This is a genomic window from Sphingomonas caseinilytica (assembly GCF_023516455.1).
In the GTDB taxonomy this organism is placed as follows: domain Bacteria; phylum Pseudomonadota; class Alphaproteobacteria; order Sphingomonadales; family Sphingomonadaceae; genus Sphingomicrobium; species Sphingomicrobium caseinilyticum.
The window spans coordinates 795476-819778 of sequence record NZ_JAMGBA010000002.1; the positions used below are offsets into that span (position 1 = coordinate 795476).

Sequence of the window (24303 nt, forward strand, 5' to 3'; positions counted from 1 at the left end):
ATGACTATCAGTATCGCTAGTCGCAATCCCAAGGCCAGTTCAGGCCAAAGGGGATTTCTTACATGTACCGCGCATCTGTCGCCGCCTTGCTCGTTTCCACCGTTTTCGCGGCGCCCGCATTGGCAGCCGAGGTGGCGGCGGAGGCTTCATCCGTAGAGGCGGCCGACCTTCAAGAGCCGATCGTGGTGATCGGCCAGCGCGAGGAATATGGCGTCAAGTCGACCAGCACGGCGACCAAGACCGATACGGACATCAAGGATATCCCGCAGACGTTGACCGTCATTTCGGAAGCGCAGATCGAGGATCAGCAGCTTCGCTCGATCGCCGACGTCATGTATTTCGTGCCGGGCGCATCGACCGGAACCGGAGAGGCCAACCGCGACCAGGTGACGCTGCGCGGTAACAACACGACCGCCGACTTCTTCGTCAACGGGCTGCGCGACGACGTCCAATATTTCCGCGACTTCTACAATGTCGACCGCGTCGAGGTGCTGAAGGGACCCAATGCGATGATCTTCGGCCGCGGCGGCGGCGGCGGGATCGTCAACCGCGTCACCAAGCAGTCGACCCTCCATGTCCACCGCGAAGTCGTGGCGGCGGGCGACAGCTATGGCGGCGTCCGACTGACCGCCGACATCGACCAGCCGCTCGGCGAAGGCATCGGCCTTCGGGTCAACGGCATGTACGAAAATGGCGACAGCTTCCGACATCATGTCGACCTGGAGCGCTATGGCATCAACCCGACGATCGGCTTCATGGTCGGGCCCAACACACGCATCGATCTGAGCTACGAATATCTGCACGACCGCCGCACCACCGACCGCGGCGTTCCGTCCGACGTTCGAGGCGGCGTGGGTACGGTCGACAACCCGGTCGAACCGATCGAGGGTTTCGACAACACATTCTTCGGCGATCCGGATGACAGCTATTCGAAGGCCGACGTCCACCTCGTCAATTTCGCCATCGAGCATCAGTTCAGCGAAGGGCTGAAGCTCCGCAACCGGACGCTCTACGGACACTACGACAAATTCTATCAGAACATCTATCCGGCCGGCGCCGCATTGCCTGCGACCCTGCTACTGCCGGAGCGCGTGACGCTCGGCGCCTACAACAGCCGCAACGACCGCGAAAACTTCATTACCCAGACCGATCTCATCTGGGACAGTGAGTTCGGAGGCATCGACCAGACGCTGCTGGTCGGCTTCGAATTTGCAAAGCAGGATTCACGCAATCTCAGGAAGAGCGGAAGTTTTGCCGGCCAGAACTGGGTGCCGCTGACCGACCCCACGGTCGATGTGGACGTCACCTATGCAAACCTAGCAAGTGACGCCAACAACAAGACCGAAGCGACCGTCGCGGCCGTCTATATCCAGGACCAGATCCGGATCTCCCCGATGTTCGAGATCGTCGCCGGTCTCCGGTTCGACAGCTTCAAGCTGGACGTCGACGATTTCCATGGCGCGGGTACCGAGTTCAGCCGCAAGGACGAGCTTTGGTCGCCGCGTCTCGGCCTGGTGTTCAAGCCGGTCGAGAAACTCTCGCTCTATGCCAGCTACAGCCGTTCATACCTGCCGCAATCGGGCGACCAGTTCAGCTCGCTGACGGTGACGACGGAATCGCTGAAGCCGGAAAAGTTCGTGAACTTCGAACTGGGTGCGAAGTGGGAGCCGATCGAAGGATTGCTGGCAACCGCTGCGGTCTACCAGCTCGATCGGTCCAACACCCGCGCGCCCAATCCCGTCGCGGGCCAGCCCGACATTCTGACCGGCGAGCAGCGCAGCAAGGGCATCGAGCTCGGGCTGGAACGCAGCATCAGCGATAATTGGCAGATCTCCGCCGGCTATGCGTGGCAGAAGGCAGAGGTGCGCGAGCGGACCACCGCCTGCAATCCTGACGTAGCCACCTGTAATGTTCCGCTGGTTCCGCGCCACAGCTTCTCGTTGTGGACCCGCTACGATGTGTCGCAGCAGTTCGGCTTTGGTGTCGGTGCGGTTGCCCGGTCCAAGAGCTTCGCTTCGATCGGCAATACAGTGAAGCTGCCTGGCTATGCCCGCTTCGACGCCGCCCTCTATTATTCGATCACCGACGAGATCGAAGCGCAGCTGAATGTCGAAAATCTGTTCGGCGCCGATTATTTCGCGGCCGCGCACAACGACAATAATATCGCGCCGGGCGCGCCAACCACGGCCCGGTTTGCGGTGAGGTTCGGGTTCTAGGAGCCCACCTCAACCCTTCCACGACAGCGGGAACTGGCGCTTCAGCGCGGCCACCTTCGGCTTGTCGTGGTAGACGATATAGGGGTGCGTCGGGTTCTTGCGCATGAAATCCTGATGATAGGCTTCCGCTGCGACGAAGGCGCCCTGCTCCAGCTTCGTTGCGATCGGCTTGGGGAAGATGTGTTGCTTCGACAGCTGGGCGATATAGGCGCGGGCGACGCGCGCCTGCCCCTCCGATTGCGGGAAGATGGCTGATCGATACTGCGGACCGACATCGGGTCCCTGCCGATTGACCTCAGTCGGGTCATGAACGACCGCGAAGAAGATGCGGAGCAGGTCGCCATAGCCAATGACCTTGGGATCGTAGACGATCCGAACCGCTTCCGCGTGGCGCGTCCCGCCGCCTGAAACCTTGTCATACGTCGCGGACTTGCGGTCGCCGCCGGCAAATCCCGAGCGTACGTCCGAGACGCCCTTCACATGTTCGTAAACGGCCTCGACGCCCCAGAAGCAGCCTCCGGCAAGCACGGCCACCTCGCGATTACCCGTGGCGCGCTCGTTCAGTTGGGGCGGCGGCACGGCCGCTGCCTCCGCCTTTCCGGAGAGACTGGCCAAGGTCGGTAGTGCAATCGCCGCGGTCGCGGCGGCAAGGCCAATGGCGATCCGTTGTTTCATAGCCATGGTGCAATCTACTCCCGGCGGTGCCCGGCAACCACCCGCTTTCGTCGAAACGGTAGTTGCGAGCCGGCGAACGTCGCTTACTGTGCGGCACAAAATCAGGGGAGGAACGAACATGCGGCTTCGTTGGCAACTTTTGGCAGCCACCATGATTGCGGTGAGCGCGCCCGCTCTGTCCGGGCCGACCGAGGATTTTCAGAAACTTCAGGACGAGTTTTGGGCGGCAACGTTGAAGGATTCGCCTCTGTTCGCGACGCAGGTCGGCGTCACCAACTATGACCGGCAGCTTGGCCCGCTTAGCCTGGCCGAAATGGACCGGCAGACCGCGCAATCCGCCGCTTTCCTGAAGCGGCTGGATGCGATCCCGGCGGCTTCCCTGCCGGCGTCGGAACAAGCCAATCGGGCCATCCTGAAGCGCCAGCTGGAGGACGCGGTCGAGGCCAATCGCTACGGCCAGCGCCAGCTGCTCTATTCGACGCTTGGAAGCTACCACGACTTCCTCGCCGGCATGGCGGACAGCATGCCGTTCCGCACCGCCAGGGATTATGACAATTACCTCGCCCGGCTCGAACTCGTTCCCGATCGGATGAAGAGCTATGGCGAGATCAGCCTGAAGGCGGCGCGCGAAGGCTATGTCCAGCCGTGCGTCACCATGACCAACTTCGCCTCGACGATCACCGGCAACATCACGCCGGACATCAACCAGTCGCGCTTCTATGCACCGTTCACGGCGCAGCGGCCGGAAGGCATAGCTGCCGGCGAATGGGCCAGTCTCCAGGCGCGCGCCAAGACGGTCATCACGACCAAGGTCAATCCGTCCTACCAGGCCTTTGCCGACCTTTACGACCGCGATCTCAAGGGCAAGTGCCGCCAGTCGGTCGGCGTTTCGGCCATGCCGATGGGTCCGGAATATTATGCCTTCCAGGTCCGGCAGCAGACCACGACCAACCTGAAGCCTGACGAGATCCACCAGATCGGCCTTCGCGAAGTGGCGCGCATCAGGGCGGAGATGGAGCAGGTCGCAAGCAAGGCCGGGTTCGCCAGCCGCGAAGCGATGATCGCCGACATGCGATCCAACCCCAAATGGTTCACCAAGACGCCGGAGGAGCTGCTCGCGGCCTCTTCGATGATGGCCAAGACGATCGACGGGAAAATGCCGAGCCTGTTCGGCCGCCTGGCGCGGCTGCCCTATGGCATTCGTCCGATGGCGGCGGCGACCGCGCCGGGGGACACGACTGCCCGCTATCAGCCGGGAAGCCCACAGGCTGGCCTGGCAGGCTTCTATCTGGTCAACACGTCCAAGCTGGACCAACGGCCGCTCTGGGAGATTCCGGCGCTGACCGTGCACGAAGCGGTTCCGGGCCATCATATGCAGATCGCGCTCCAGCAGGAGCTGGAGATGCCGGAATGGCGGCGCAACACCGCCTTCTTCACCGCCTTCGTGGAGGGCTGGGGCCTCTATTCGGAGCGCTTGGGCATCGAAATGGGCCTCTACGACACGCCGCAGAAGGACATGGGCCGCCTTGGCTATGAAATGTGGCGGGCTTCGCGGCTGGTGGTCGATACCGGCATCCACTCCAAGGGCTGGACCAAGGAGCAGGCCGTCGCGTTCATGAAGGACAATACGACGCTGACCGACGCCAATATCGATGCGGAGGTCAACCGCTACATCTCAAATCCTGGGCAGGCGCTGGCCTACAAGCTTGGCGAGCTGAAGATCCGCGAGCTCAGGACGAAGTCGGAGCAGACGCTTGGGCCGAAATTCGACCTGCGCCGCTTCCACGACGCGGTGCTGGGTCAGGGCTCGGTGCCGCTCGATACGCTGGAAGCGCAGATCAACGCCTGGATCGCGTCAGAGCAGGCCCGGCCATAGCCGTCATTGCGAGGAGCCGAAGGCGACGCGGCAATCCACACTGGATCGCCACGGTGCTGCGCACCTCGCGATGACGAATTCTTATTCCTCCGGCGGAACGATAGCCGTGGTCTCTTCGCGGCGTTCCTTGAACGCCTGGTTCACCAGTTGCTGGCTGCAGCCGGTGAAGCCAGCCGGGCCGACCGGCGAGCAGCTGTTGATGCCGGTCTTGCCATAGGTTTCGAACGCGATCGCCCGGTTCGCCCAGGCCTGACGCGACTGCAGCGATCCGCCCTGGCGAAGGTTCTCCGGGATGCGGAAGCGTTCGCTCTCCGGCTTGCGGGCGCAGACCACGACTTCATCGTCCGTCGAACGCGGGCAGGGATCGGTGCCATAGACGATGATCTCGTTGACGCGCTGCGCTAGGGCAGGCGTGGGCACGGCCAGCGTCGGCAAGACAAGCGCAGCCGTGGCGAGGGTCAGGGACGGCAGTCTCGACATGGTTACATGGTTCCTTTGCATCAGGAAAAGCGGTCGAATCGCCGTTCCAGTTCCGTCATATCCGCTTCGATAATTCGATTGCTACCCGGCAAAACCCCCGGATCGTCGCATGCAGCAGAGGGTAGCCGATGGCATCCTGTGCGCCATGTTCGCGCGCGGTTTCGCGGTGCTCCAGCTCTTCCTCCTGGAACTCGGCGATATCCGCCGCCAGCTCCGGATCGTCGTCGCCCAGTTCTGCCAGCTGCTCCGAATAATGGCGGTCGATCTCCGTCTCGACGGCGTCGGTGCAGGCCATCGCCGCCCGCTCGCTGATGAGCGCCGTTGCAGCGCCAAGCGCGAAGCCGGCGACACTCCAGAAGGGCTGCAACGCGGTCGGGCGAACGCGCCGATCGGCCATCAGGCGGTCAAACCGCTCAAGGTGGCGCTTCTCCTGGGCCGCCATCCGGGCAACCTGGTGGGCGGCCGTAGAGCTTCGCGAAAGCACCGCGAGCTGTCCGGCGTAGATACGGGTCGCACCATATTCGCCGGCTTGGTTGACGCGCAGCATCGATTCCCGGTCGGGACGATTGTCGCCAGGTCTCCAGCCCCCGGTCATGCGCCCTTGCGCGCCAGCGCGACGATCGCCGCGGCGCCCGCCAGCGAGATGATCGCGTTCCATCCGGCCATCGAGACGCCGAGGAACTCCCACTGGACCTGGTCGCAGCGGACGAGCGGGACATTCATGATGTCCTGAAGGCTGGTCGCGCCGGTGGCGGTGCATTGGGTGATACCTTCCCACCAGCCGATTTCGACGCCGGCATGGAAGACTCCGATCGCTCCGGAAATAGCAACGGCCAAGGCCGCTAACATCACCAGAATCCGCGATTGCTTAAGATTGGACCGCGACAGGTATGCTCCGATCGCCAGCAATATCGCCGCCGCATGCGGCCAGCGCTGCCAGTAGCACATCTCACACGGATAAAGGCCGCCGACATATTGCGAGAATAATGCCCCGCCGAGCAGTCCCGCCGGAATGAGCAAGGCGAGCAGGCGAGCCTGTTTGAGGCGCGACGCGCCTTCCGACAGGGGCGGGGCCAGCATTAACGCGAGGCCGTCTTGGCCAGCTGCACCGGCGGCGGCGCAAGCCGCTTCAGGGCCTTCAGCGCATAATCGAGCTGGAAGTCCTTGACGCCCTTCTTCTCAAGCTCCGCATAGGTCATCGAGAAACGCGGATCGGGCTGGCTTTCATCCTCCAGCACCTCGTCCTTGACCTGGGCCTGGCTGACCAGGTGGCGGCGAAGGTCGGCTTCGCGGAGGCGAGGACGCGACTTGTAATCCTCGTCGCTAAGCTGCGGCACGGAAATGTCCGGATCGATGCCACCGGCCTGAACCGACTTGCCCGACGGCGTGTAATAGCGCGCGGTGGTCAGGCGAAGTGCCGACTGCGGTCCGGTCTGGATCACGCTTTGCACCGAGCCCTTGCCGAAGCTGCGCTCGCCCATGACGACCGCCCGGCGATGGTCCTGCAGCGCTCCGGCGACGATTTCCGCGGCCGAGGCCGAACCGGCGTCGACCAGGACGATCACCGGCTTGCCCTTCGCGAGGTCACCGGGCTTCGCATAGAAGCGTTCGATATCGTTGGCCTCACGGCCTCGCTCGGACACGATTTCGCCCTGCTCCAGGAACGCGTCGCTGACCTCGATCGCCTGGTCCAGCAGTCCGCCCGGGTTGGAACGAAGGTCGACGATGTAGCCGGTGGCCTTGCCCCCGGTCGACTTATCGATGCTGACCAGCGCTTCGCGCGTCAGCGAACCGGTGTTGGCCGAGAAGCCGTTGATGTTGATGATCCCGACATTGTCCTTCACTTCCCACTTCACGGGTCGAAGCTCGATCCGTTCGCGGGTCACGTTGACATCGAAGGGCTTGTCGCGACCTGGGCGCACAATCGTCAGCTTGACGGTCGTTCCCGGCTTGCCGCGCATCTTGTCGACCGCTTCATCCAGGGAGAAGCCGTACAGGAACTCGCCGTCGATGTGGGTGATATAGTCGCCCGCCTTGATCCCGGCGCGATCCGCGGGGGTATCCTCGGTCGGGGCGATTACCTTCACCGCGCCGTCCTCTGTCGAGACGGTGAGGCCAAGGCCGCCGTAATTGCCCTCGGTCGTCGTCCGAAGCTGGGTGAAGTCGGACGCCTCGGCATAACTGCTGTGCGGGTCGAGCGCCGACAGCATGCCGTCGATCGCTCCCTTGATCAGCGTATGGTCGTCGACCTTGTCGACATAGTTGGCACGGACCCGTTCGAACACGCTGAAGAAGGTTTCGAGTTCCTTCTGCGTATCGGTCTCCGCGGCGGCAAATGCGGTCGTCGCCACCGGGACCATGGCCAGTGCGCCGACCAGTGCCAGGGGAGGGAGAAGCTTCGAAAGGGGTGCCATGACTAAATTTCCTGTCAGTCCGTCGCGTCGCAATTTAGCGGCTGTTGCCGCCATTTGACAGCGGAACAGATGAAGCTGCGATTAAGGCCGGCGATTGGGGTACGCCGTTTAGCCGCAATTCAACGCCGAGCGGGCCCAGCGCTCGCCCGATAAACTCTCCACGACGGACCTTTGATCCGCGCGGTTTTTCGCTGGAAACTCCCAACAACAGGCTGGTTCGTCCGCCACCATGATCGATGATGACAATGCCGTCATTGCCCCGGTATGGCGCCGCGAATACGATTTCGCCTTCAGCGGGAGCAACCACCGCTGCCCCTCTCGACGTGGCGAATCTCAGTCCGCGCGACGAAATTCCGGCCTTGTTGACCGATCCAAGCCCCTCGATCAACGGTGCCTCGACCGGCAGGCTGTAAGCGAAATCGGACGGCGGAAGCGCCGAATCGCCGCGCATCGGCCTCGCGGGGGCAAATTCCAGGTCAGTCAGCCGGGCTGCCGCGGCTCGCGCGGAACGGTCCGCTTCCGCGGTGCTGCTGGCCAGCGCCACTGCTTCATCGCTCGCCAGCACCCGGTCTCCTGCGCCGAAAGCCTCGCCGGCGAGCTGGGCGGCCCGATCGGTCGCGGCAGCCTCCAGCTCGGCAAATCGCTGGCGCCGTTGGTCAAGCAGCGTCCGGCTCGCGGCCAATTCGCTTCGAACGCGATCGACCGCGTCGGCCGACCGCCTCCGACTCTCAACGTCGTTGCGGAGCATGGCGCTGCGCCGCTCGATGACCGGCATCGTCGCATCCAGCAGCGCCTTGACGCGGATCATTTCCTCGACCGAGCCTTGGTCGGCAAGGGCCAGGATCGGCGGTTGCCGGCCCATCGTTGCGAGACCGGCCAGCAGCGCTGCCAGGGGAGCACGCCTGACTGCCAGTCGCTGCTCGGCGAGCACTATCTGCGCTCTTGCAAGCCGCATCTCGGCATCCTGCTCGGCGATCTTCGCTTCAGTTTCTTCTATCGCCGCCGCCGCAGCGGCTTGTTGCGATTTCAGCCGATCCGCCTCGCTGCCCGCGCGCGCGGCCTCGGCCTGCAGCTTGGTCAGTCGGTTCGCCGCCTGGCCAGCTTCGGTTCGCGCCCGTGCCAGCGCCGCATCGGCGGTTTCCGTCACCGTGATAACCGGCGCGCTCGCGGCCGACAGCAGGACCGGGATGACAAGCAGCAGGCAGGCGGACCTCCGGCGCATCACCCCTCCCGATGATAAGGATGGTTGGCGAGGATGCTGGTCGCTCGGAAAAGCTGCTCGGCCAGCATCGCGCGCGCCAACATGTGAGGCCAGGTCGCGGGGCCGAATGACAGCAGCAGGTCCGCCTTGCCGCGCAATTCCTCCTCATGTCCGTCGGCGGCGCCAAGCAGAAAGCGGGCCTCGCGCCGGCCATTGTCGCGCCAACCCTCGATTTTCCTGGCGAATTCCATCGACGATAGCGCCTTGCCGCGCTCATCCAGGACGATTGTTACTGAGTTTGGCGGTGCATCCGGCAAAAGACCGCCCTTGTCGGGCAATTCCGTGACTTTCGTCGGCCATTGGATGCGTTTCAGATATCGATCGACCAGCTCAGCCTCGGGCGAGCGGCCGATCTTGCCGCGTGCGATGATGTGGATCAGCACCTCGTCAGGCGGAGGGCGCAGAGGCCGCCTTTGAAGCGGACTCATCGCCAAACGCCCACATCCGCTCGAGATTGTAGAAGGTCCGAACCTCCGGGCGGAACAGATGCACGATCACGTCGTCGGCATCGATCAGCACCCAGTCGGCTACCGGTAGGCCCTCGATGCGAACGATCTTGCCGAACTGTTGCTTGATCTTGTCGGCGAGTTTGTTCGCCATCGACGCCACCTGCCGTGAAGAACGGCCGGATGCGATGACCATATGGTCGGCAATCGACGACTTTCCGGCCAGCGGGATGGTGACCATCTCCACCGCCTGATCGTCATCCAGTGATTGCATGACAAGGCTATGCAGCGCCTCGACGTCGACCTCTTTGGTCGGAACGGCGGACGCATTAGCGGGATCGGCCAAAGTTACTCCTCTATTGTTGGACGGCCCGGGAGAGCTTCGAAGCGAAGCGGCGGTGCCAATGTGGATTGATTGCGCGCAGCCGGGTGGCAGAGGTTGGATCGGGTGGCAGGCGAAGGAAGATAATCGCCGGTGCACTCCATTCCGTCCAATGTCGCGCCTGGCTTGCGGGGCGGACGAACCGTCGCAACCAGCCCGTCGCGCGAGCCGCTCGGGCATCGTCATCATAGCCGGGGCGCGAAATTACCGCAATCGGCACCATGCGCACCAAGTCGCGCCAGCGCCTCCACTGGTGGAATTCGGCCACACTATCCTCGCCCATCAGCCAGATGAAGCGGTGCCGGGGCCATCGGCGGATCAGCCGGGCAACCGTATCCACCGTATAGCGAGTCCCGTTTTTCGCCTCGAAGTCGCTGACCTTGATCCGGCTTCGCCGCGCCATTGCGCGGGCGGATGCAACACGGGCTTCGAATGGCGCCATGTCCTTTGCGCCGGCCTTCAGCGGGTTGCCGGGCGAGACCAGCCACCAGACTTCGTCGAGGCCAAGCGCGTCCATCGCCGCAAGGCTGACTGCCCGATGCGCCCGGTGGGCCGGGTTGAAGCTTCCGCCAAGTAGACCGATTAGCCGTGGCATGGCCTGTGGCTAGCACGTGGTGCCATGCGGGCGTAAGATGGCGGGAAGCTCACCAGGGGGAATTGAATGGGCGAATTCGAAGCGATCGGCGATGCCGTGACCGGCGGGATGCTCGCGCGCGCAGTCGAGCCGGAGGCGGGCGAGGCCGTCGATGACGGCCATACGCATGAGAAGAACTGCCTGAATTGCGGAACGAAGCTGGTCGGCCCCTACTGCGCCGCCTGTGGCCAGAAATCGCATGTGCACCGGTCGCTTCGCGGTTTCCTGTTCGACTTCGTCCAGGGTCTCTATAATTTCGAAGGCAAGATATGGCGGACCTTGCCGATGCTCGCCTGGCATCCGGGTGAGATGACGCGGCGCTATATCGCCGGCGAGCGGGCCCGGTTCATTTCGCCAGTTGCGCTCTACCTGTTCACTGTCTTCGCCATGTTCGCGGTGCTGAACTTCACCGGTGCGCTCAATGCGGATCCCGAAGCTTTCAAAGTGGACATGCAGGAAGAGCTCGCCGCCGACCAGCAAGCGCTCGCCAAGCTGGAGGCCAAGCGAAAGGAAGTGGGCATTGCCAAAGGCGCATTGGAGGAAATCGACCGCAAGATCGCCAGGCGCAAGCGGGATATTGCCGAGGGCCAGCAGGCCGTCACCGGCCCGATCATTCAGGGAGAGCTTGACCCCGATACACCCGGATGGGTCCGGCCACTGGTCGAACAGGCAAAGGAAGACCCGGCGCTCGTATCGCTGAAGATCCAGGAAGCCGCATCGAAATACAGCTGGCTGCTGATCCCGATCTCCGTGCCGTTCCTGTGGCTGCTGTTCCCGCTGCGAAGGAAACACAACCTCTACGACCACACTGTGTTCGTCACCTACTCGCTGTCGTTCATGATGATGCTGGTCGTGGCTGCAGGCATATTGGTCGCGGCGGGCTGGACAGCGCTGGCCGCCTTCCTGTTCTTCGTCCCGCCGTTCCACATGTACCGGCACCTAAAGGGCGCTTATGAGCTCGGCCGCTTCAGTGCCATTATGCGCACCATTGCATTGGTGTCGTTCTCGTTCGCCGCGGCCGGGATATTCCTGGCCGCGACGGTTGCGATCGGAACGATGTAGGGAGCCTTAAGCCCCGGCGGGAGCTGCGCCGCCGATACCCGGCTTCGGCCGCTTCGACTTGGGGATCGACGAGCCCGCTGCCGGAATGGTCGGCTTGGAACTTGAACCGCGATCGATATGGCCGCCGTCGAGCAGCGTCTTGATCTCGTCGCCGCTCAGCGTCTCGAACTCGAGCAGCGCCTGAGCCAGCGTTTCCAGCTCGTCGCCATGTTCGGTCAGCAGCAGCTTGGCGCGATCATAGCCGGCCTCGACGATGCGGCGGATTTCCTTGTCGATCGCCTGGGCGGTCTCGTTCGACATGTTCTTCTGCCGATTGACCGAATAGCCGAGGAACACCTCCTCATCGGCTTCCGCATATTGCAGCGGGCCGAGCGCGTCCGACATGCCCCAGCGGGTCACCATGTCGCGGGCAAGGCCGGTCGCATAGCTGATGTCCGATGAAGCGCCGGAGCTGACCTTGTCGTAACCGAAGATCACTTCTTCGGCGACACGGCCACCCATGGCGACAGCGAGGTTCGCGTACATCTTGTCGCGGTGGTAGCTGTAATTGTCCCGCTCGGGCAGACGCATCACCATGCCCAGCGCACGGCCCCGCGGGATGATCGTCGCCTTGTGGATCGGGTCCGAAGCCGGCTCATGAAGCGCGACGATGGCGTGACCGGCCTCGTGATAGGCGGTCATCTTCTTCTCGTCCTCGGTCATGACCATGGACTTGCGCTCGGTGCCCATCAGCACCTTGTCCTTGGCCTCTTCGAACTCTTGTGCCGCGACCAGCCGCTTGCCCTTGCGGGCGGCAAGCAACGCGGCCTCGTTGACGAGGTTGGCGAGGTCGGCGCCCGAGAAGCCCGGCGTTCCGCGAGCGATGATGCGCGCGTCGACGTCCGGTGCCAGCGGCACCTTTTTCATGTGGACCTGCAGGATCTGTTCGCGTCCGTCGATGTCGGGACGCGGAACGACGACCTGGCGGTCGAAGCGGCCCGGACGCAGCAGCGCCGGATCGAGCACGTCCGGACGGTTGGTCGCGGCGATGATGATGATGCCTTCATTGGCCTCGAAGCCGTCCATCTCGACCAGCAGCTGGTTGAGGGTCTGCTCGCGTTCGTCATTGCCATTGCCGAGACCGGCGCCGCGGTGGCGGCCGACGGCGTCGATTTCGTCGATAAAGACGATGCAGGGCGCCGACTTCTTGGCCTGGTCGAACATGTCGCGGACGCGGCTCGCGCCGACGCCGACGAACATTTCGACGAAGTCCGAACCGGAAATGGTGAAGAATGGAACGCCCGCCTCACCCGCGATGGCGCGGGCCAGAAGCGTCTTGCCGGTACCGGGCGAGCCGACCAGCAGAGCGCCCTTGGGGATCTTGCCGCCGAGGCGAGCGAACTTGCCCGGGTCCTTGAGGTACTCGACGATTTCCTGAAGCTCCTCACGAGCTTCGTCGATGCCGGCCACGTCTGCGAAGGTTACGCGTCCCTGCTTTTCGGTCAGCATGCGTGCCCGGCTTTTGCCGAACCCCATGGCCCCGCCGCCGGCATTCTTCTGCATTTGCCGCATGACGAAGAAGCTGATGCCGAGGATCAGCAGGAACGGCAGCGACTGATAAAGCAGGATCAGCCAGACGCTCGACTGCTCTTCCGCTTTCACCGCGACGCCGACGCCCTTGGAAACGAGCCGGTCGGCGACGTTGGTGTTGGGGGGAGCGACGGTGCGGAACGACTTGCCGTCGGTCATCTTGCCGCTGACGGTGACATTGCCGACAGCCGACGTCGCGATGGTCACCGACTGGACATTGCCCTCATCGACCTGACGAACGAAATCCGAATAGGCGAGGGGGTCGCCCTGCGCGGCGCTGCCGCTGTCGAAAGCGCGGACGAACAGCACCAAACCGAACAGCACCGCCAGCCAGATCAGTAGCGACTTGGTCCAGGGGTTGCCGGGCTTCTTCTCGTTGCGCTTTTCGTCCACCTAATCGTCCCTCATTGGATTGACCGAAATACACTGGCCCAAGACCGTGCGGTTTTCGGCAGCCCTTAAAATAGGCGCATTACCCTTAATGACAATGGAACAGCGTTCAGACGAGCGCGTGAGGCCATCTTCGCGGCTAGAATCGAAGGGCGACTCCGAACGCGGCCTTGCGCGATTTCGGCACAGAATAGTCGCGGTTGATCGATTTCGTATGCTCGGGAGGGTCGGCCTTTTCGCCGAACATTCCAAAGCCCACCGACGTGTTCGCCATCACCTCGGTTCCGGCGATGATCCGGCTGCCTTTGCCTGACGAGTTGGTATCGGCGGTATCGTCGATGATATCGAAGCTGCGCTGCGGCGCTTCTTCTTGCGTAACGTGGTAGGGGGAGGGCGAGGGGGCGCGATCCTTCGCGACCTGCGCTTGAAGCGGGGCCGCGAGAAGCATCGAAGACAACGCAAGGCATACAAAGCGAGCCATGGTTCCTCCCTGTTTGCCCGCTCGGTAGGAACAGCGCTTGGTCTGGTCCCAAAGTTCCCGATTTACAATTGGGGATTTCCCTCAGCTCCGCCGGGGCTGTTCCAGGCTCAGCCGCCACCGTGATCCGCCCTCAAGCTTCAGGCCGGAAAGCGTCACCGTTTCCCCTCGCTCAAGCGCGTCCAATGCCCGCATCGCGTCGGGTCCGCGGGGCGGCGGCGCAGCGAGTTCAGCGAAGGCCGCCAGCAAGAGGCGTCGCTTGAGTTCGCGGGGCAGGTCGAATGGTTCGATTACCAAGCCTCCGCCATCCTGCCTGATCCGCGATCCAATAAGCGGGGCAAGCGCCCAGTCGAGTGCTTCGTCGGCGTCGCGAAGGGCCGAGGCGCTCGCCGCCATCCGCGCGGGATCGGCCCAGTCGGCATTGTCGAGCAAGCTGCGGATCCTGCTTCGGTCGTGCCGTGGATCGCGGTTGCTTGGATCGTCGACGGGATCGAGGCCGGCGCCTGTGACAAGTCCCACCAGTTCCGCCTTCCGCCATCCAAGCAGCGGCCTGACCAGCATGACTTGCTCCGACAATGGTCGCCTGGCCCGGGTGGCGCCAAGGCCACCGACCCCCGCGCCCCTCATCAGGCGCATCAGGAGGGTTTCCGCCTGGTCGTCGGCATGATGGGCCGTCGCAATCGCCGCCAGGCCTTGCTCGATCGCCCATTCGTTCAGCAGGCGATAGCGCATCGCCCGCGCTTCGGCCTGGAGATTGGTTGTCGGCGCCTCAGGCCAGTCGGCAACCAGCGTCCGATGCGGCACGCCGAGCTGGGCGCAGGCATCGGCCACCATTTCGGCTTCGACAGCGCTCTCGGAACGGAGGCCATGATCGACAGTCGCGACCTCGACCCTGTTCGGCCGAGCCGCGAAGGCCAGCAGGAGCAGCGCCAGGCTATCGGGACCGCCCGAAACTGCGACGCCAAGTCGCACGTCCTTGGCGATAAGCGCACCCAGGTCGGCGGCGAAGCGATCGACGAGATCGGGAGGCGGCCCTGTAGCCATTACGTCATGCCAGCGTAGGCTGGCATCCATGTCAATGTTCCGAACATGGGCCCCAGCCTACGCTGGGGCGACATGATTTCAAAAGCTCAGCTGCACTTGGCGCTGGACTTGGCGCCCGGAAGCGCGGCCTTGAGCGGTGCGCGCAAGCTGCTCGAATAGACGTCTTCCAGCTCCTCATAGGCCTTGCAGGCCTGACCCGGCTGGCCGAGCTTCATCAGCGCCTGCCCGAGGTAGAACAGGCTGTCCTGTGCTCGCTCGCCCTTGGGATCGCGGCGGTAATTGGCGAGCAACGCTTCGGCGGCAGCGCGCGGCTGCCCCTTGTCGAGCATCGCGCGGCCCGTGAGGTTATAGGCCCAGCTCGTCCGGCGATGGTCCGGATATTTCTTGGTGAAGGCCTGAAGCGACTTGATCGCCTGGTCATACTTGCCGCTGTTCCATAGCTGGAAGGCTTCATCATAGGCCGCTTCGGCTGGATCGGTTGCCGTTGCGGAGGCCGGCACTGCGGATGTCAATTCAGCGTCGCGCTTTTCAACCTTGGGTCGTGAAGGCGGCGGCGGCGCTTCGGCGCCTTCGTCTTCGTTCGCCTGCGCCGGCTCTGTGCTGGTCGGCGGTGCGGTTTCGAGCGCGCGAATCCGGCGATCCTGGTCGGCGCGAAGCCGCGCCAACTCCGACTCCATTACCGCGACCCGGTTCCCATTCTCTTCCGACTGACGAACGATGTCGGATAGCTGGCGCTCGATCGCATCCAGCCGCCCGTTGAGGCCGGTTACCGATTCCTGGGTCGCTGCCGGATCATCGCTGAAGCCGGCGGTATCGGCCGGCTGGCCTTTCGGGAACACCTGCTTCTGGACCTGGCGGACCTGCTTCTCCAGCCGCTCGATACGCTGTTCCGGCGTGGGCTGGCGCTTCTGGGCGGTGGCGGGGGACAGGGCGAGTGCTGCGGCAAGGGCGGCTAGCGAAAGGGTGGAACGGAAACGCATATCAATCCTCAATTGACTGGTCGGTACTTGGCGAGACTGCATCACATTGCCTGTCCCGCCGGTGAATCACGGTTGGGTTGCGGTCTCTCCGGCAGGCGCCGGATTGGCGACGGGGGCATCGGCGCCGGCCGGAGCAGCCGGCTCGACCGACTGGCCAGCAGCCGGGGGCGGAGCAACGCGCCGAGGCGCACGGGGCGGTGCCGCGGGCTGCACGTTCGGCTGAGCGGAATTGCCAGTCGCCGGCGCCGAAGTCGCGCCTGTTGCGGCTTGCATCAAGTCGGCGGCCTTCAGGCTGACGCCGCTGACCGTCCGGCCGGGCTGCCCGACGGCGGGAGCCTGCTGACTGCCGACGGCAATGCTCAGCGCTTCAGGCTTGCCGGTGGTCAGCACGGGGGCCGTTGCAGTCGCCGGAATCTCAAAGGATTGGCCGCGTTCCATCATGCCCTGCTTCAGGACCGTCGAGCCGTCCTTGATTTCCAGCCACACCGCGTCGGTGGCGGTCAGCACGACCGGACCGGCAGCGGCCGGCTGCGCCGGCTGGGCGGTAGCCACCGGCGTTTCGACCGGCGCTTCCAGATTGGCGGGCTCGGGGACCGGGTCCTCCTCCAGCGAGCGGTTGCTGACCCACATCAGCGCCAGAACGACCAGCACCAGCAGGCCGAGGGTACCGAAAACCAGGCCCTTGGGCATCGTCCGCGCCGGATCGGCCGCTTCATAGACCTCCGGAACTGCGAAAACCGGCCGGGAGCCGCCCATTTCGGAGCGTAGCTGGTCCCCGATTTCGTTGCGGTCCAGCCCGACTGCCGATGCAAAATTCTTGGCAAAGCCGATCGAATAGGTCGCGGCGGGAAGCTTGTCCCAATCGCCTACCTCCAGGCTGGCCAGATGGCGGGTTGGAATCCGGGTCTGGGCGGCAATTTCCTCGAGCGACATGCCCTTGGCCTCACGAGCCTCGCGAAGCCGCTGGCCGGCCGTTACGACCTCAGCCGATTCCGTTTCGTCCATCCACTTACCCCCGAATGCTACGCTTGAATTTCATCCGTTGTCGGGAGGTCACGCCGCCCTGTCAACCGCGCATGTGCACAGGATCAACCGATTGAAACGCCATGACGTTTCGCCCAGTCGCCAAGCGACTTGCGCATGTTTGCCGGCGGCTTTGCGAGCAATGCTTCGACCTTCGTCCTGACGGCCTGCGCATCGATCGAGCGGACCATCGCCTTGACCGGCCCAACCGCCGCCGGAGTGATCGAGAAATTGTCGATCCCGATGCCGATCAGCGCCATGGCCTCAAGCGGGCGTCCGGCCATCTCGCCGCATACGCGGACGGGAACATTCGCTTCCTTCGCCTGCGTGGAAACCCGGCGCAGGAACCGCAGGATCGCGGGGCTCAGCCAATCATATCGCTCCGCCAGTCGCGGATCGGCCCGGTCGGCGGCAAACAGGAATTGCGTCAGATCATTGGTGCCGATCGACAGGAAGTCGACGCGTGGAAGCAGCAGGTCGAGCGTTTCGGCCAGGCTCGGTACTTCCAGCATTGCGCCGAATTCTACCGCCTTCGGTCCTGCGCGCTTGGCACTCTTGGCCCAGGCGAGCTGCTCTTCGAAAAGTGCGCGGGCCTCTTCATATTCCCAAGGTTCGCTCACCATCGGGAACATCACGCGCAAGGTCTTACCGCCCGAAGCTTCGATCAGGGCCCGCGCCTGCGCCTTCATCAGCGCCTTGCGTTCCAGGCTTAGGCGCAGAGCGCGCCAGCCCATCGCCGGATTCTCGCTCTCGTCCTTCTCGTCTTCGCTAAGATAGGGCAGCGCCTTGTCGCCGCCGATGTCGACGGTCCGGAACACGACCGGCTTGTCGCCCGCTGCCTCCAGCACGCTCCGGTATAGCCGCAACTGGCTTTCACGGCCTGGCAAGGTCGCCGCGATCAGGAACTGGAACTCGGTACGGAACAGGCCGATGCCGTCGGCGCCGGTTGCTTCCAGCATCGCCGCGTCCTCGGCAAGGCCGGCATTGACCATCAGCCCGATCCGATCGCCGTCCTTCGTCTCGGCCGGCAGTGCCCGGATCGCAGCGAACTCGGCCCGCCGCTTGGCGCTGGTCGACATGCGCTGGTCGAAGGCGTTGGTCATCGGCCGGTTCGGCCGGACCATCACGGACCCATTGTCCCCGTCGACCAGGATCATGTCGCCTTCATTGGCGATATGGCGGACATCGGCGATGCGCCCGACGACCGGCACGCCCATCGCCCGGGCGACGATGGTGACATGGGCGGTCAGCGAACCTTCCTCCAGCACCACGCCCTTCAGCCGGCGCCGGTCATATTCCAGTAGTTCAGCGGGACCGAGGTTCTTGGCGATCAGGATCGCGTCCTTCGCCAGCCCGGTCTGGGCCGCCGTTCCCATCCGCCCGGAGACGATCCTGAGCAGACGGTTCGACAGATCTTCGAGGTCGTGCATCCGCTCCTTCAGGATCGGATCGTCTATCTCCCGCATCCGGGCCCGGGTTCGCTGCTGGACCCGCTCGATCGCCGCTTCCGCGGTAAGGCCGCTGTCGATCGCCTCATTGATCCGCCGCGACCAGCCCTCGTCATAGGCGAACATCTTATAGGTCTCGAGGATCTCATTATGCTCGCCGGCGGTGCCGAATTCAGCCTCGCGGGTCATATGGTCGATCTGCTCGCGCATCCGCCGGAATGCCGAATATACCCGCGTCCGCTCGGCTTCGGTGTCCTCGGCAACCGTATGTTCGATGATCACCTTCGGCTGGTGGAAAACGGCAACGCCCTTGGCCATGCCGGTGACCAGCTTCAGCCCGACCATCCGCTGCATTCCGGCGTTCCGGAGCGCCGCCCGGGCACCGTCGACCAGCCGGGCGCTGGCGATCATTTCCGAAAGGACCATCGCTACGGTCTGAAGCGCTTCGATCTCGACATCGTCGTAGCGGCGAGGATCGGCATGCTGGACACAGAGGACGCCGATCGGCGATTCCCGCCGGATGATCGGGACACCGGCAAAGCTGTGATAGCGTTCTTCGCCGGTCTCGGGCCGGTAGACGAACTCGGGATGGGTGGTCGCTTCTGCGAGGTTCAGGATCCGGCCTTCTTCGGCGATCGTCCCGACGAGACCCTCGCCCATGTGGAGGCGAGTTACGTGGACCGCCTCCTTCCGGAGGCCGTGCGTCGCGGACAGCTCCATCGCATTGTCGCGAAGCAGGTATATGGAGCAGACCTCGCTGCGCATCGCCTCGGCGATGAGGTCGACGACCTTGTCCAGCTTGGTCTGCGCCGAACCGCGCTTGGCCATGACCTCATGCAGGCCGGTCAGGATTTCGCGGGCGGAGGAGGCGGCGCTCACGGGCATGGGTGATGCGCTAACAGATGCACAGGCTCGCTGTCACTGCCCGGACCGCATTCTCTTTCGAGTTGGGCGCTAACTTGCCCGGCCATCCTTTGGCGTCATCCGGGCGACGAGGGCATTCGAGCGATCGGCCATGGCGGACACTTCCCGCGCATCCAGCTCGCTGGCGAAGCAAAGGCCGAGGACCCCGGGGCCCTGCCACCTGACGATCGCAGAACGAATGAACGTTCCGCAATCCAGTGTCACTTCCGAGCCGGCCGCAATGCTGAGCGAACAGGAAAGCTTGGTGCCGCCGGACGACAAATCGATAAGCTGCACCGAATGACGCTCCCCATTGGCCTCAAGGAACGCCGGTAGGGCTACCTCGACACGCGGATGGGCGCGGCGGTCCGCGAAGTCATCGGGAGAGGGAAAGCTTGCCACCACATCGACGAATAGCAGCGGGATGCTTCCAAGGGGTAAACGCCGGATGACCGCATTGGGCGGTGCGAATTAAAAGCCTTTACCGCGATCCCAGGGCATGCGCGGCCTCCTCGACCAGTTCCTGGATGATCTCGGCGACCGGTTCCTCGCGCTTGACCATGCCGACCGACTGGCCGGCCATGACCGAACCGCTCTCGACGTCGCCGTCGATCACCGCGCGGCGAAGCGCGCCGGCCCAATAATGTTCGATCTGGAGCTGGGCCTCGGCCATTTCGATCGCCCCTTCGTCCAGCTTTTGCGCGACTTCGCGCTGCTTGGCGGCGAAATTCTCCATCTCCCGGTTCTTGAGAGCGCGCACAGGGATAACCGGCAGGCGGGGGTCGATCTGGACCGACGGGATGGCGTCGCGGGCCGAGGCGCGGAGGAAAGCCTTCTTGAAATTCGGGTGGGCGATGCATTCGTGGCTGCAGACGAAGCGGGTGCCGAGCTGCACACCGACGGCGCCCATTTCGAGATAGGCGGCGATTGCCTCTCCGCGGCCGATCCCGCCCGCGACGAACACCGGAATTTCTTCCGAAACATGGGGCAGGATTTCCTGGCACAGCACGCTGGTCGACACCGGGCCGATGTGACCGCCGGCCTCCATCCCTTCGATCACCAGCGCGTCGGCGCCCGACCGCATCAGCTTCTTTGCCAGCGCCAGCGCGGGCGTGAAGACGATCAGCTTGGCGCCATGGGCCTTGATGCGCTCGATCGCGCCGCCGGGCGGCAAACCTCCGGCGAGGACGACGTGCGTAACCTCATGTTTCGAGCAGACATCGATCAGCTCATTCAGCTGGGGATGCATGGTGATGAGGTTCACGCCGAACGGCTTTTGCGTCAGCGCCTTGGTCCCCGCGATCTCGCCGTCGAGCAGTTCCGGGCTCATCGCGCCGCAGGCGATCACGCCGAACCCGCCGGCATTGGAAATGGCCGAGACCAGGTGGCGCTCGGAGATCCAGCTCATCGCTCCGCCAAGGATCGCCCATTCGGTGCCGAGGAACTCGGTGCCGCGAGCCATCAGTTCCTTCAGGCGGATCATGCCTGCATCGCCATGGACGGCGCGGACCTCCGCGATCATGCCTTCGCCGCTCATTGGGTCAGCTCCTGCTCGGCATCGAGGCCGTAGGCGGTATGAAGGACGCGTACCGCGAGCTCCGTATATTCCTCGGGGATCAGCACGCTCACCTTGATCTCGCTGGTGGTGATGGCAAGGATGTTGATGCCGCGCTCGGCCAGCGTCTGGAACATCTTCGCGGCAATGCCGGCGTTGGACCGCATGCCTACGCCGACCGCGCTGACCTTCACAACATTCGTGTCGGTCAAAATCTCGTCAAAGCCGATCGCCGACTTGACCTTGTTCAGCTCGGCAACGCTGTGCGCGAGGGAGGCGGTCGGAACGGTGAAGGTCAGGACGCTCGGCTCGCCGGCGCGCGGAACGCTCTGGACGATCATGTCGACGTTGATGTTTGCCTCGGCCAGAGGGGCGAAGATGGCCGCGACCGTGCCCGCCTTGTCCGGCAAGCCGGTCAAGGTGACCATCGCCTCATTCTTGTCATGGGCGATGCCGGTGATGACGTTGCGTTCCATATCGCTTTCCTCGATGTGCCCAAGGGCAAAATCTTCGCCGACGATCATCGTGCCGGGCTTGTCCTCGAAAGAGGACAGCACGGTCAGAGGCATGTTGTATCGCATTGCAAGGCCGACCGACCGGGTCTGCAGCACCTTGGCGCCAACGCTCGCCAGCTCGAGCATCTCTTCATAGGTGACCATGTCGAGCTTGCGGGCATGCGGGACGATGCGCGGATCGGTCGTGTAGACGCCGTCGACGTCGGTATAGATGTCGCAGCGGTCGGCCTTCATCGCGGCCGCCAGTGCCACCGCCGACGTGTCCGACCCGCCCCGGCCCAAGGTCGCGACAGCGCCTTCGCTGGTGACGCCCTGGAAGCCCGGAATGACGGCGATGCCCTGTTCGTCGAACACGCGCTCCAGCACGTCGACGTCGATATTCTCGATAAGCGCAGCCGAGTGACCGGATGCCCGGATCGGAAGCTGCCAGCCCATATAGCTTTTGGCGTTGAGGCCCATTCCCTGCAGCGTGATGGCAAGGAGGCCGCTGGTGACCTGTTCGCCGCTTGCGACCACCACGTCATATTCGCGGGGGTCGTAGAGTGCGGCGGCTTCCTTGCACAGCTGGACCAGCCGATCGGTTTCGCCGGCCATGGCGGACACCACGACTGCGACCTGATTGCCGGCCTCCGCCTCGCGCTTCACCCGTTCCGCGACGGCGCGGATGCGCTCGATGCCGGCCATCGAGGTTCCGCCGAATTTCATCACGATGCGTGGCATTGGGGTGATCGGTCTCCTCTTCGCCGTCATCCCAGCGAAAGCTGGGATCCCCTTTCCCTTGTTGCTTCTGAAGTGCAAGGGAGATTCCAGCATTCGCTGGAATGACGAGGTAGGGTTTGTGACCAAGACAAGTATCGTAGACCGCGAAGCCGCTCATTTTGGGCAGATGGCCGCCGACTGGTGGGATCCCAACGGCAAGTCCGCGATGCTTCACAAGCTGAACCCGGTGCGCCTCGCCTATGTCCGTGACATGATCGACCAGCATTGGCAGGCTGACGAACATGGCTTCAGGCCGCTTACCGGAAAGACGGCGCTGGATGTCGGCTGTGGGGCCGGCCTGCTGGCCGAGCCGCTCAGCCGGATGGGCGCCAACGTGACCGCCGTCGACGCCGCGCCCGAGCTGATCGACGTCGCCAAGGCCCATGCCGCGGGGCAGGGGCTCAACATCGACTATCGCGCGGCGGGCGTGGAGGAGGTCGAAGGGAAGTACGACCTCGTCACCTCGATGGAAGTGATCGAGCATGTCGCGGACCCGCAGGCGTTCATTCACTCCCTGGCGGCGAAGCTGGCGGACGGCGGCTTGATGATCCTCAGCACGCCCAATCGAACGGCGTGGTCGAAGCTACTGACTATCACCTTGGCGGAAGGCTTTGGACAGATCCCCAAGGGCACCCACGACTTCGACAAGTTCATCGACCCGGAATCGATGCGCGGCCTGCTCGCGCAAGTGGGCCTTGAAGTCATCGACTTCGAAGGCATTGCGATCAGCCCGACGCGCGGCCTGCACCTCAGCGAAGATCTGAGCCTCAACTACCTTGTAGCGGCCAAGCGGGCGGTCTGATGCATCGCTCTGCGCCCGGCCTTGATTGGTCGGCGCATTGGTCCATATTGAGTCTATGGCTGAGCATCATCAGTTGAAGCGTTCAGAGCTCCATCCGGGCAGCAGTACCGCACGACTCTAGCGCCCTGGGCGGTCCGCGACGTTGCGGGCGGTGGCGCGCTTAGGGCTACTCCAATGAACCGCGCACATCGCATTTGAGGCGGGTGCGCACTCTTCATTCAAATTGACGAGCGATGTGCCTTGCGGAGCGCCCAATGCGTCCGCGCGGCCTCGCTCGACGGAGTAGGGTCTTCAATGATCAACCAACGTTTCGTGGTCCAACTGGACCGTCACACGGTCGGCGTCGCAGTCCGCGTCGCGGGCGGATTCATCTTCTACGCGTCGGACGATCAGTTCGACGAAATGGACGGCCGCATCTTTACCCGGGCGCGCGCCATCGAGCGCCAGCTGAAGAAAGTCGCCAGCAAACAGCGGGATGCCGGCCGCTGGCTTCGGCAAAGCCCGATGCCAGCCTGACGGTGCAAGCACCGAATGTCATTCAATCAAGACGAGTTACCCCCATGGAACATCAAATATTGCATGAGAGTGCCGGCGCACGGCGACTGGACCTGGAGCGAGCTTCCGAACTGTTGGCGCGCTACCCGGATGTCAGCGGCAAGGAAGCGCGGGAAATCCTGACCATCCTGCGCGACGGCCGCTACCTCGATGTCGGAATCATCACCAGCAACCCGCAGCTGAAACCAAGGCTAGATGCCTTTGTCGCCGACCATTGGGACAAGTTCCAGGCCAGGTCGGGCCAGGCCGAGACGATCGCCGGATTGATCGTCCTGCTGCTGTTCGTCGCCTGGGCGATCTGGGCGTCACTCTTCTAGCGCACCACCAATCAACTCAATGGAGCAGGAAATTCCCATGGAACTTAATCATGCAGGCGAAGCCCGCCCGTCACCCAGCCAATTGGCCGAAGTCCGTCCGCCGATTCACCTCCTTGCATCGGAATCCGATCTTATCGCCGATCTGGCGCTCAGCGCGGAGCACCGCCACCCGGTGGTCGCTGCCATGCTGCTCGAAGAGATTGAGCGAGCCGAGCTGCACGAAGCGACCGAGATGCCCGGCGGCCATGTCCGCCTCGGCAGTTTCGTCAGCTTCCTGGACGAGAGATCGGGGCAAGGCCGCGACGTCCAGCTCGTTCTGCCGGTTGACGCGAACATCGCCGAAGGTCGCGTGTCCATACTCACGCCGATCGGCGCGGCCCTTTACGGCCTTGCCGAAGGCGCAAGCATCAACTGGCCCGACCTTGATGGCAATGAGCGAATGATCAGGATCCTGCGAGTGCGGCAAATCGCCGAATAAGGCGCATTTGGCGCTTTTCCCACGGCTGGAAACGATAGCGG

25 protein-coding genes are annotated in these 24303 nt (G+C 63.7%); 7 read left to right on the plus strand and 18 right to left on the minus strand.

Going from position 1 to position 24303, the window contains the following annotated elements; all coding sequences use genetic code 11:
- Nucleotides 1-62 precede the first annotated feature (62 nt).
- On the plus strand, nt 63-2216 hold the full coding sequence (locus LZ496_RS10580; RefSeq protein WP_249904647.1) for a TonB-dependent receptor: 2154 nt from the start codon (nt 63-65) through the stop codon (nt 2214-2216).
- 9 nt (nt 2217-2225) lie between these two features.
- Here the strand turns inward: LZ496_RS10580 and msrA are convergent, their stop codons facing one another.
- Entirely contained in the window at nt 2226-2897 is a 672-nt protein-coding gene (msrA, locus tag LZ496_RS10585) for a peptide-methionine (S)-S-oxide reductase MsrA (protein ID WP_249904648.1), read from the minus strand.
- A 112-nt stretch (nt 2898-3009) separates the two neighbouring features.
- On the opposite strand from msrA, the gene LZ496_RS10590 reads away from it, so the two are divergent.
- Nucleotides 3010-4767, plus strand: a complete 1758-nt coding sequence (locus LZ496_RS10590) for a DUF885 domain-containing protein (protein ID WP_249904649.1) — start codon at nt 3010-3012, stop codon at nt 4765-4767.
- Nucleotides 4768-4848: 81 nt separating this feature from the next.
- Here LZ496_RS10590 and LZ496_RS10595 read toward each other — a convergent pair whose 3' ends face one another.
- Genes LZ496_RS10595 through LZ496_RS10630 form a run of 8 tightly spaced genes read right to left on the minus strand, consistent with a single transcriptional unit; the run spans nt 4849 to nt 10345 of the window.
- Nucleotides 4849-5247, minus strand: a complete 399-nt coding sequence (locus LZ496_RS10595) for a hypothetical protein (protein WP_249904650.1) — start codon at nt 5245-5247, stop codon at nt 4849-4851.
- Between the two features lie 55 nt (nt 5248-5302).
- Nucleotides 5303-5794: a demethoxyubiquinone hydroxylase family protein gene (locus tag LZ496_RS10600; protein WP_249904651.1), complete on the minus strand. Its 492-nt coding sequence runs from the start codon at nt 5792-5794 to the stop codon at nt 5303-5305.
- A gap of 44 nt (nt 5795-5838) precedes the next feature.
- Nucleotides 5839-6327 carry a disulfide bond formation protein B gene (locus LZ496_RS10605; RefSeq protein ID WP_249904652.1) on the minus strand — a complete coding sequence of 163 codons (489 nt, stop codon included), beginning with the start codon at nt 6325-6327 and terminating at the stop codon, nt 5839-5841.
- Nucleotides 6327-7661 (minus strand): S41 family peptidase, encoded by a 1335-nt coding sequence (locus LZ496_RS10610; RefSeq protein ID WP_249904653.1) that lies wholly within the window; start codon nt 7659-7661, stop codon nt 6327-6329. Before LZ496_RS10610 ends, LZ496_RS10605 begins: the two co-directional genes overlap by 1 nt.
- Nucleotides 7662-7695: 34 nt before the next feature.
- Nucleotides 7696-8883, minus strand: coding sequence for a murein hydrolase activator EnvC family protein (locus tag LZ496_RS10615; protein ID WP_249904654.1), 1188 nt, complete (start codon nt 8881-8883; stop codon nt 7696-7698).
- On the minus strand, nt 8883-9305 hold the full coding sequence (locus tag LZ496_RS10620) for a 23S rRNA (pseudouridine(1915)-N(3))-methyltransferase RlmH (protein WP_249904944.1): 423 nt from the start codon (nt 9303-9305) through the stop codon (nt 8883-8885). The genes LZ496_RS10615 and LZ496_RS10620 overlap by 1 nt, the downstream gene beginning before the upstream one ends.
- A 4-nt stretch (nt 9306-9309) precedes the next feature.
- Nucleotides 9310-9714, minus strand: a complete 405-nt coding sequence (gene rsfS, locus LZ496_RS10625) for a ribosome silencing factor (protein WP_436286469.1) — start codon at nt 9712-9714, stop codon at nt 9310-9312.
- 10 nt (nt 9715-9724) lie between these two features.
- Nucleotides 9725-10345, minus strand: coding sequence for a nicotinate-nucleotide adenylyltransferase (locus tag LZ496_RS10630; protein ID WP_249904655.1), 621 nt, complete (start codon nt 10343-10345; stop codon nt 9725-9727).
- A 66-nt stretch (nt 10346-10411) separates the two neighbouring features.
- Here LZ496_RS10630 and LZ496_RS10635 point away from each other — a divergent pair, with 66 nt between their 5' ends.
- Nucleotides 10412-11446 (plus strand): DUF3667 domain-containing protein, encoded by a 1035-nt coding sequence (locus tag LZ496_RS10635; RefSeq protein WP_249904656.1) that lies wholly within the window; start codon nt 10412-10414, stop codon nt 11444-11446.
- Nucleotides 11447-11452: 6 nt separating this feature from the next.
- On the opposite strand, the gene ftsH is transcribed toward LZ496_RS10635, so the two are convergent.
- From ftsH to LZ496_RS10680, 9 genes are all read right to left on the minus strand, one after another.
- Nucleotides 11453-13408 (minus strand): ATP-dependent zinc metalloprotease FtsH, encoded by a 1956-nt coding sequence (gene ftsH, locus LZ496_RS10640; RefSeq protein WP_249904657.1) that lies wholly within the window; start codon nt 13406-13408, stop codon nt 11453-11455.
- 136 nt (nt 13409-13544) lie between these two features.
- Nucleotides 13545-13886, minus strand: coding sequence for a hypothetical protein (locus LZ496_RS10645; protein ID WP_249904658.1), 342 nt, complete (start codon nt 13884-13886; stop codon nt 13545-13547).
- A gap of 81 nt (nt 13887-13967) precedes the next feature.
- The gene (gene tilS, locus LZ496_RS10650; RefSeq protein ID WP_249904659.1) at nt 13968-14927 is read right to left on the minus strand and encodes a tRNA lysidine(34) synthetase TilS; all 960 of its coding nucleotides are present in this window, start codon (nt 14925-14927) and stop codon (nt 13968-13970) included.
- A gap of 86 nt (nt 14928-15013) precedes the next feature.
- Entirely contained in the window at nt 15014-15907 is an 894-nt protein-coding gene (locus tag LZ496_RS10655) for a tetratricopeptide repeat protein (RefSeq protein WP_249904660.1), read from the minus strand.
- A gap of 66 nt (nt 15908-15973) precedes the next feature.
- Complete coding sequence (locus tag LZ496_RS10660; RefSeq protein ID WP_249904661.1) at nt 15974-16912, minus strand: helix-turn-helix domain-containing protein; 939 nt, start codon at nt 16910-16912, stop codon at nt 15974-15976.
- An 83-nt stretch (nt 16913-16995) separates the two neighbouring features.
- Nucleotides 16996-19263 (minus strand): phosphoenolpyruvate--protein phosphotransferase, encoded by a 2268-nt coding sequence (gene ptsP, locus LZ496_RS10665; protein WP_249904662.1) that lies wholly within the window; start codon nt 19261-19263, stop codon nt 16996-16998.
- A 69-nt stretch (nt 19264-19332) separates the two neighbouring features.
- On the minus strand, nt 19333-19683 hold the full coding sequence (locus LZ496_RS10670) for a PilZ domain-containing protein (RefSeq protein ID WP_249904663.1): 351 nt from the start codon (nt 19681-19683) through the stop codon (nt 19333-19335).
- A gap of 79 nt (nt 19684-19762) precedes the next feature.
- Complete coding sequence (locus tag LZ496_RS10675; RefSeq protein WP_436286470.1) at nt 19763-20818, minus strand: NAD(P)H-dependent flavin oxidoreductase; 1056 nt, start codon at nt 20816-20818, stop codon at nt 19763-19765.
- Nucleotides 20815-22071 (minus strand): aspartate kinase, encoded by a 1257-nt coding sequence (locus tag LZ496_RS10680; RefSeq protein ID WP_249904664.1) that lies wholly within the window; start codon nt 22069-22071, stop codon nt 20815-20817. Before LZ496_RS10680 ends, LZ496_RS10675 begins: the two co-directional genes overlap by 4 nt.
- Here LZ496_RS10680 and ubiG point away from each other — a divergent pair.
- The 4 genes from ubiG (at nt 22061) to LZ496_RS10700 (ending at nt 24262) form a co-directional block, all read left to right on the plus strand.
- On the plus strand, nt 22061-22912 hold the full coding sequence (gene ubiG, locus LZ496_RS10685) for a bifunctional 2-polyprenyl-6-hydroxyphenol methylase/3-demethylubiquinol 3-O-methyltransferase UbiG (RefSeq protein ID WP_283937999.1): 852 nt from the start codon (nt 22061-22063) through the stop codon (nt 22910-22912). The genes LZ496_RS10680 and ubiG overlap by 11 nt on opposite strands.
- Before the next feature lie 294 nt (nt 22913-23206).
- Complete coding sequence (locus LZ496_RS10690) at nt 23207-23428, plus strand: hypothetical protein (RefSeq protein WP_249904665.1); 222 nt, start codon at nt 23207-23209, stop codon at nt 23426-23428.
- A 44-nt stretch (nt 23429-23472) separates the two neighbouring features.
- Nucleotides 23473-23784, plus strand: coding sequence for a hypothetical protein (locus tag LZ496_RS10695; protein WP_249904666.1), 312 nt, complete (start codon nt 23473-23475; stop codon nt 23782-23784).
- A gap of 37 nt (nt 23785-23821) precedes the next feature.
- Nucleotides 23822-24262, plus strand: coding sequence for a GreA/GreB family elongation factor (locus LZ496_RS10700; protein WP_249904667.1), 441 nt, complete (start codon nt 23822-23824; stop codon nt 24260-24262).
- Nucleotides 24263-24303: the final 41 nt, after the last annotated feature.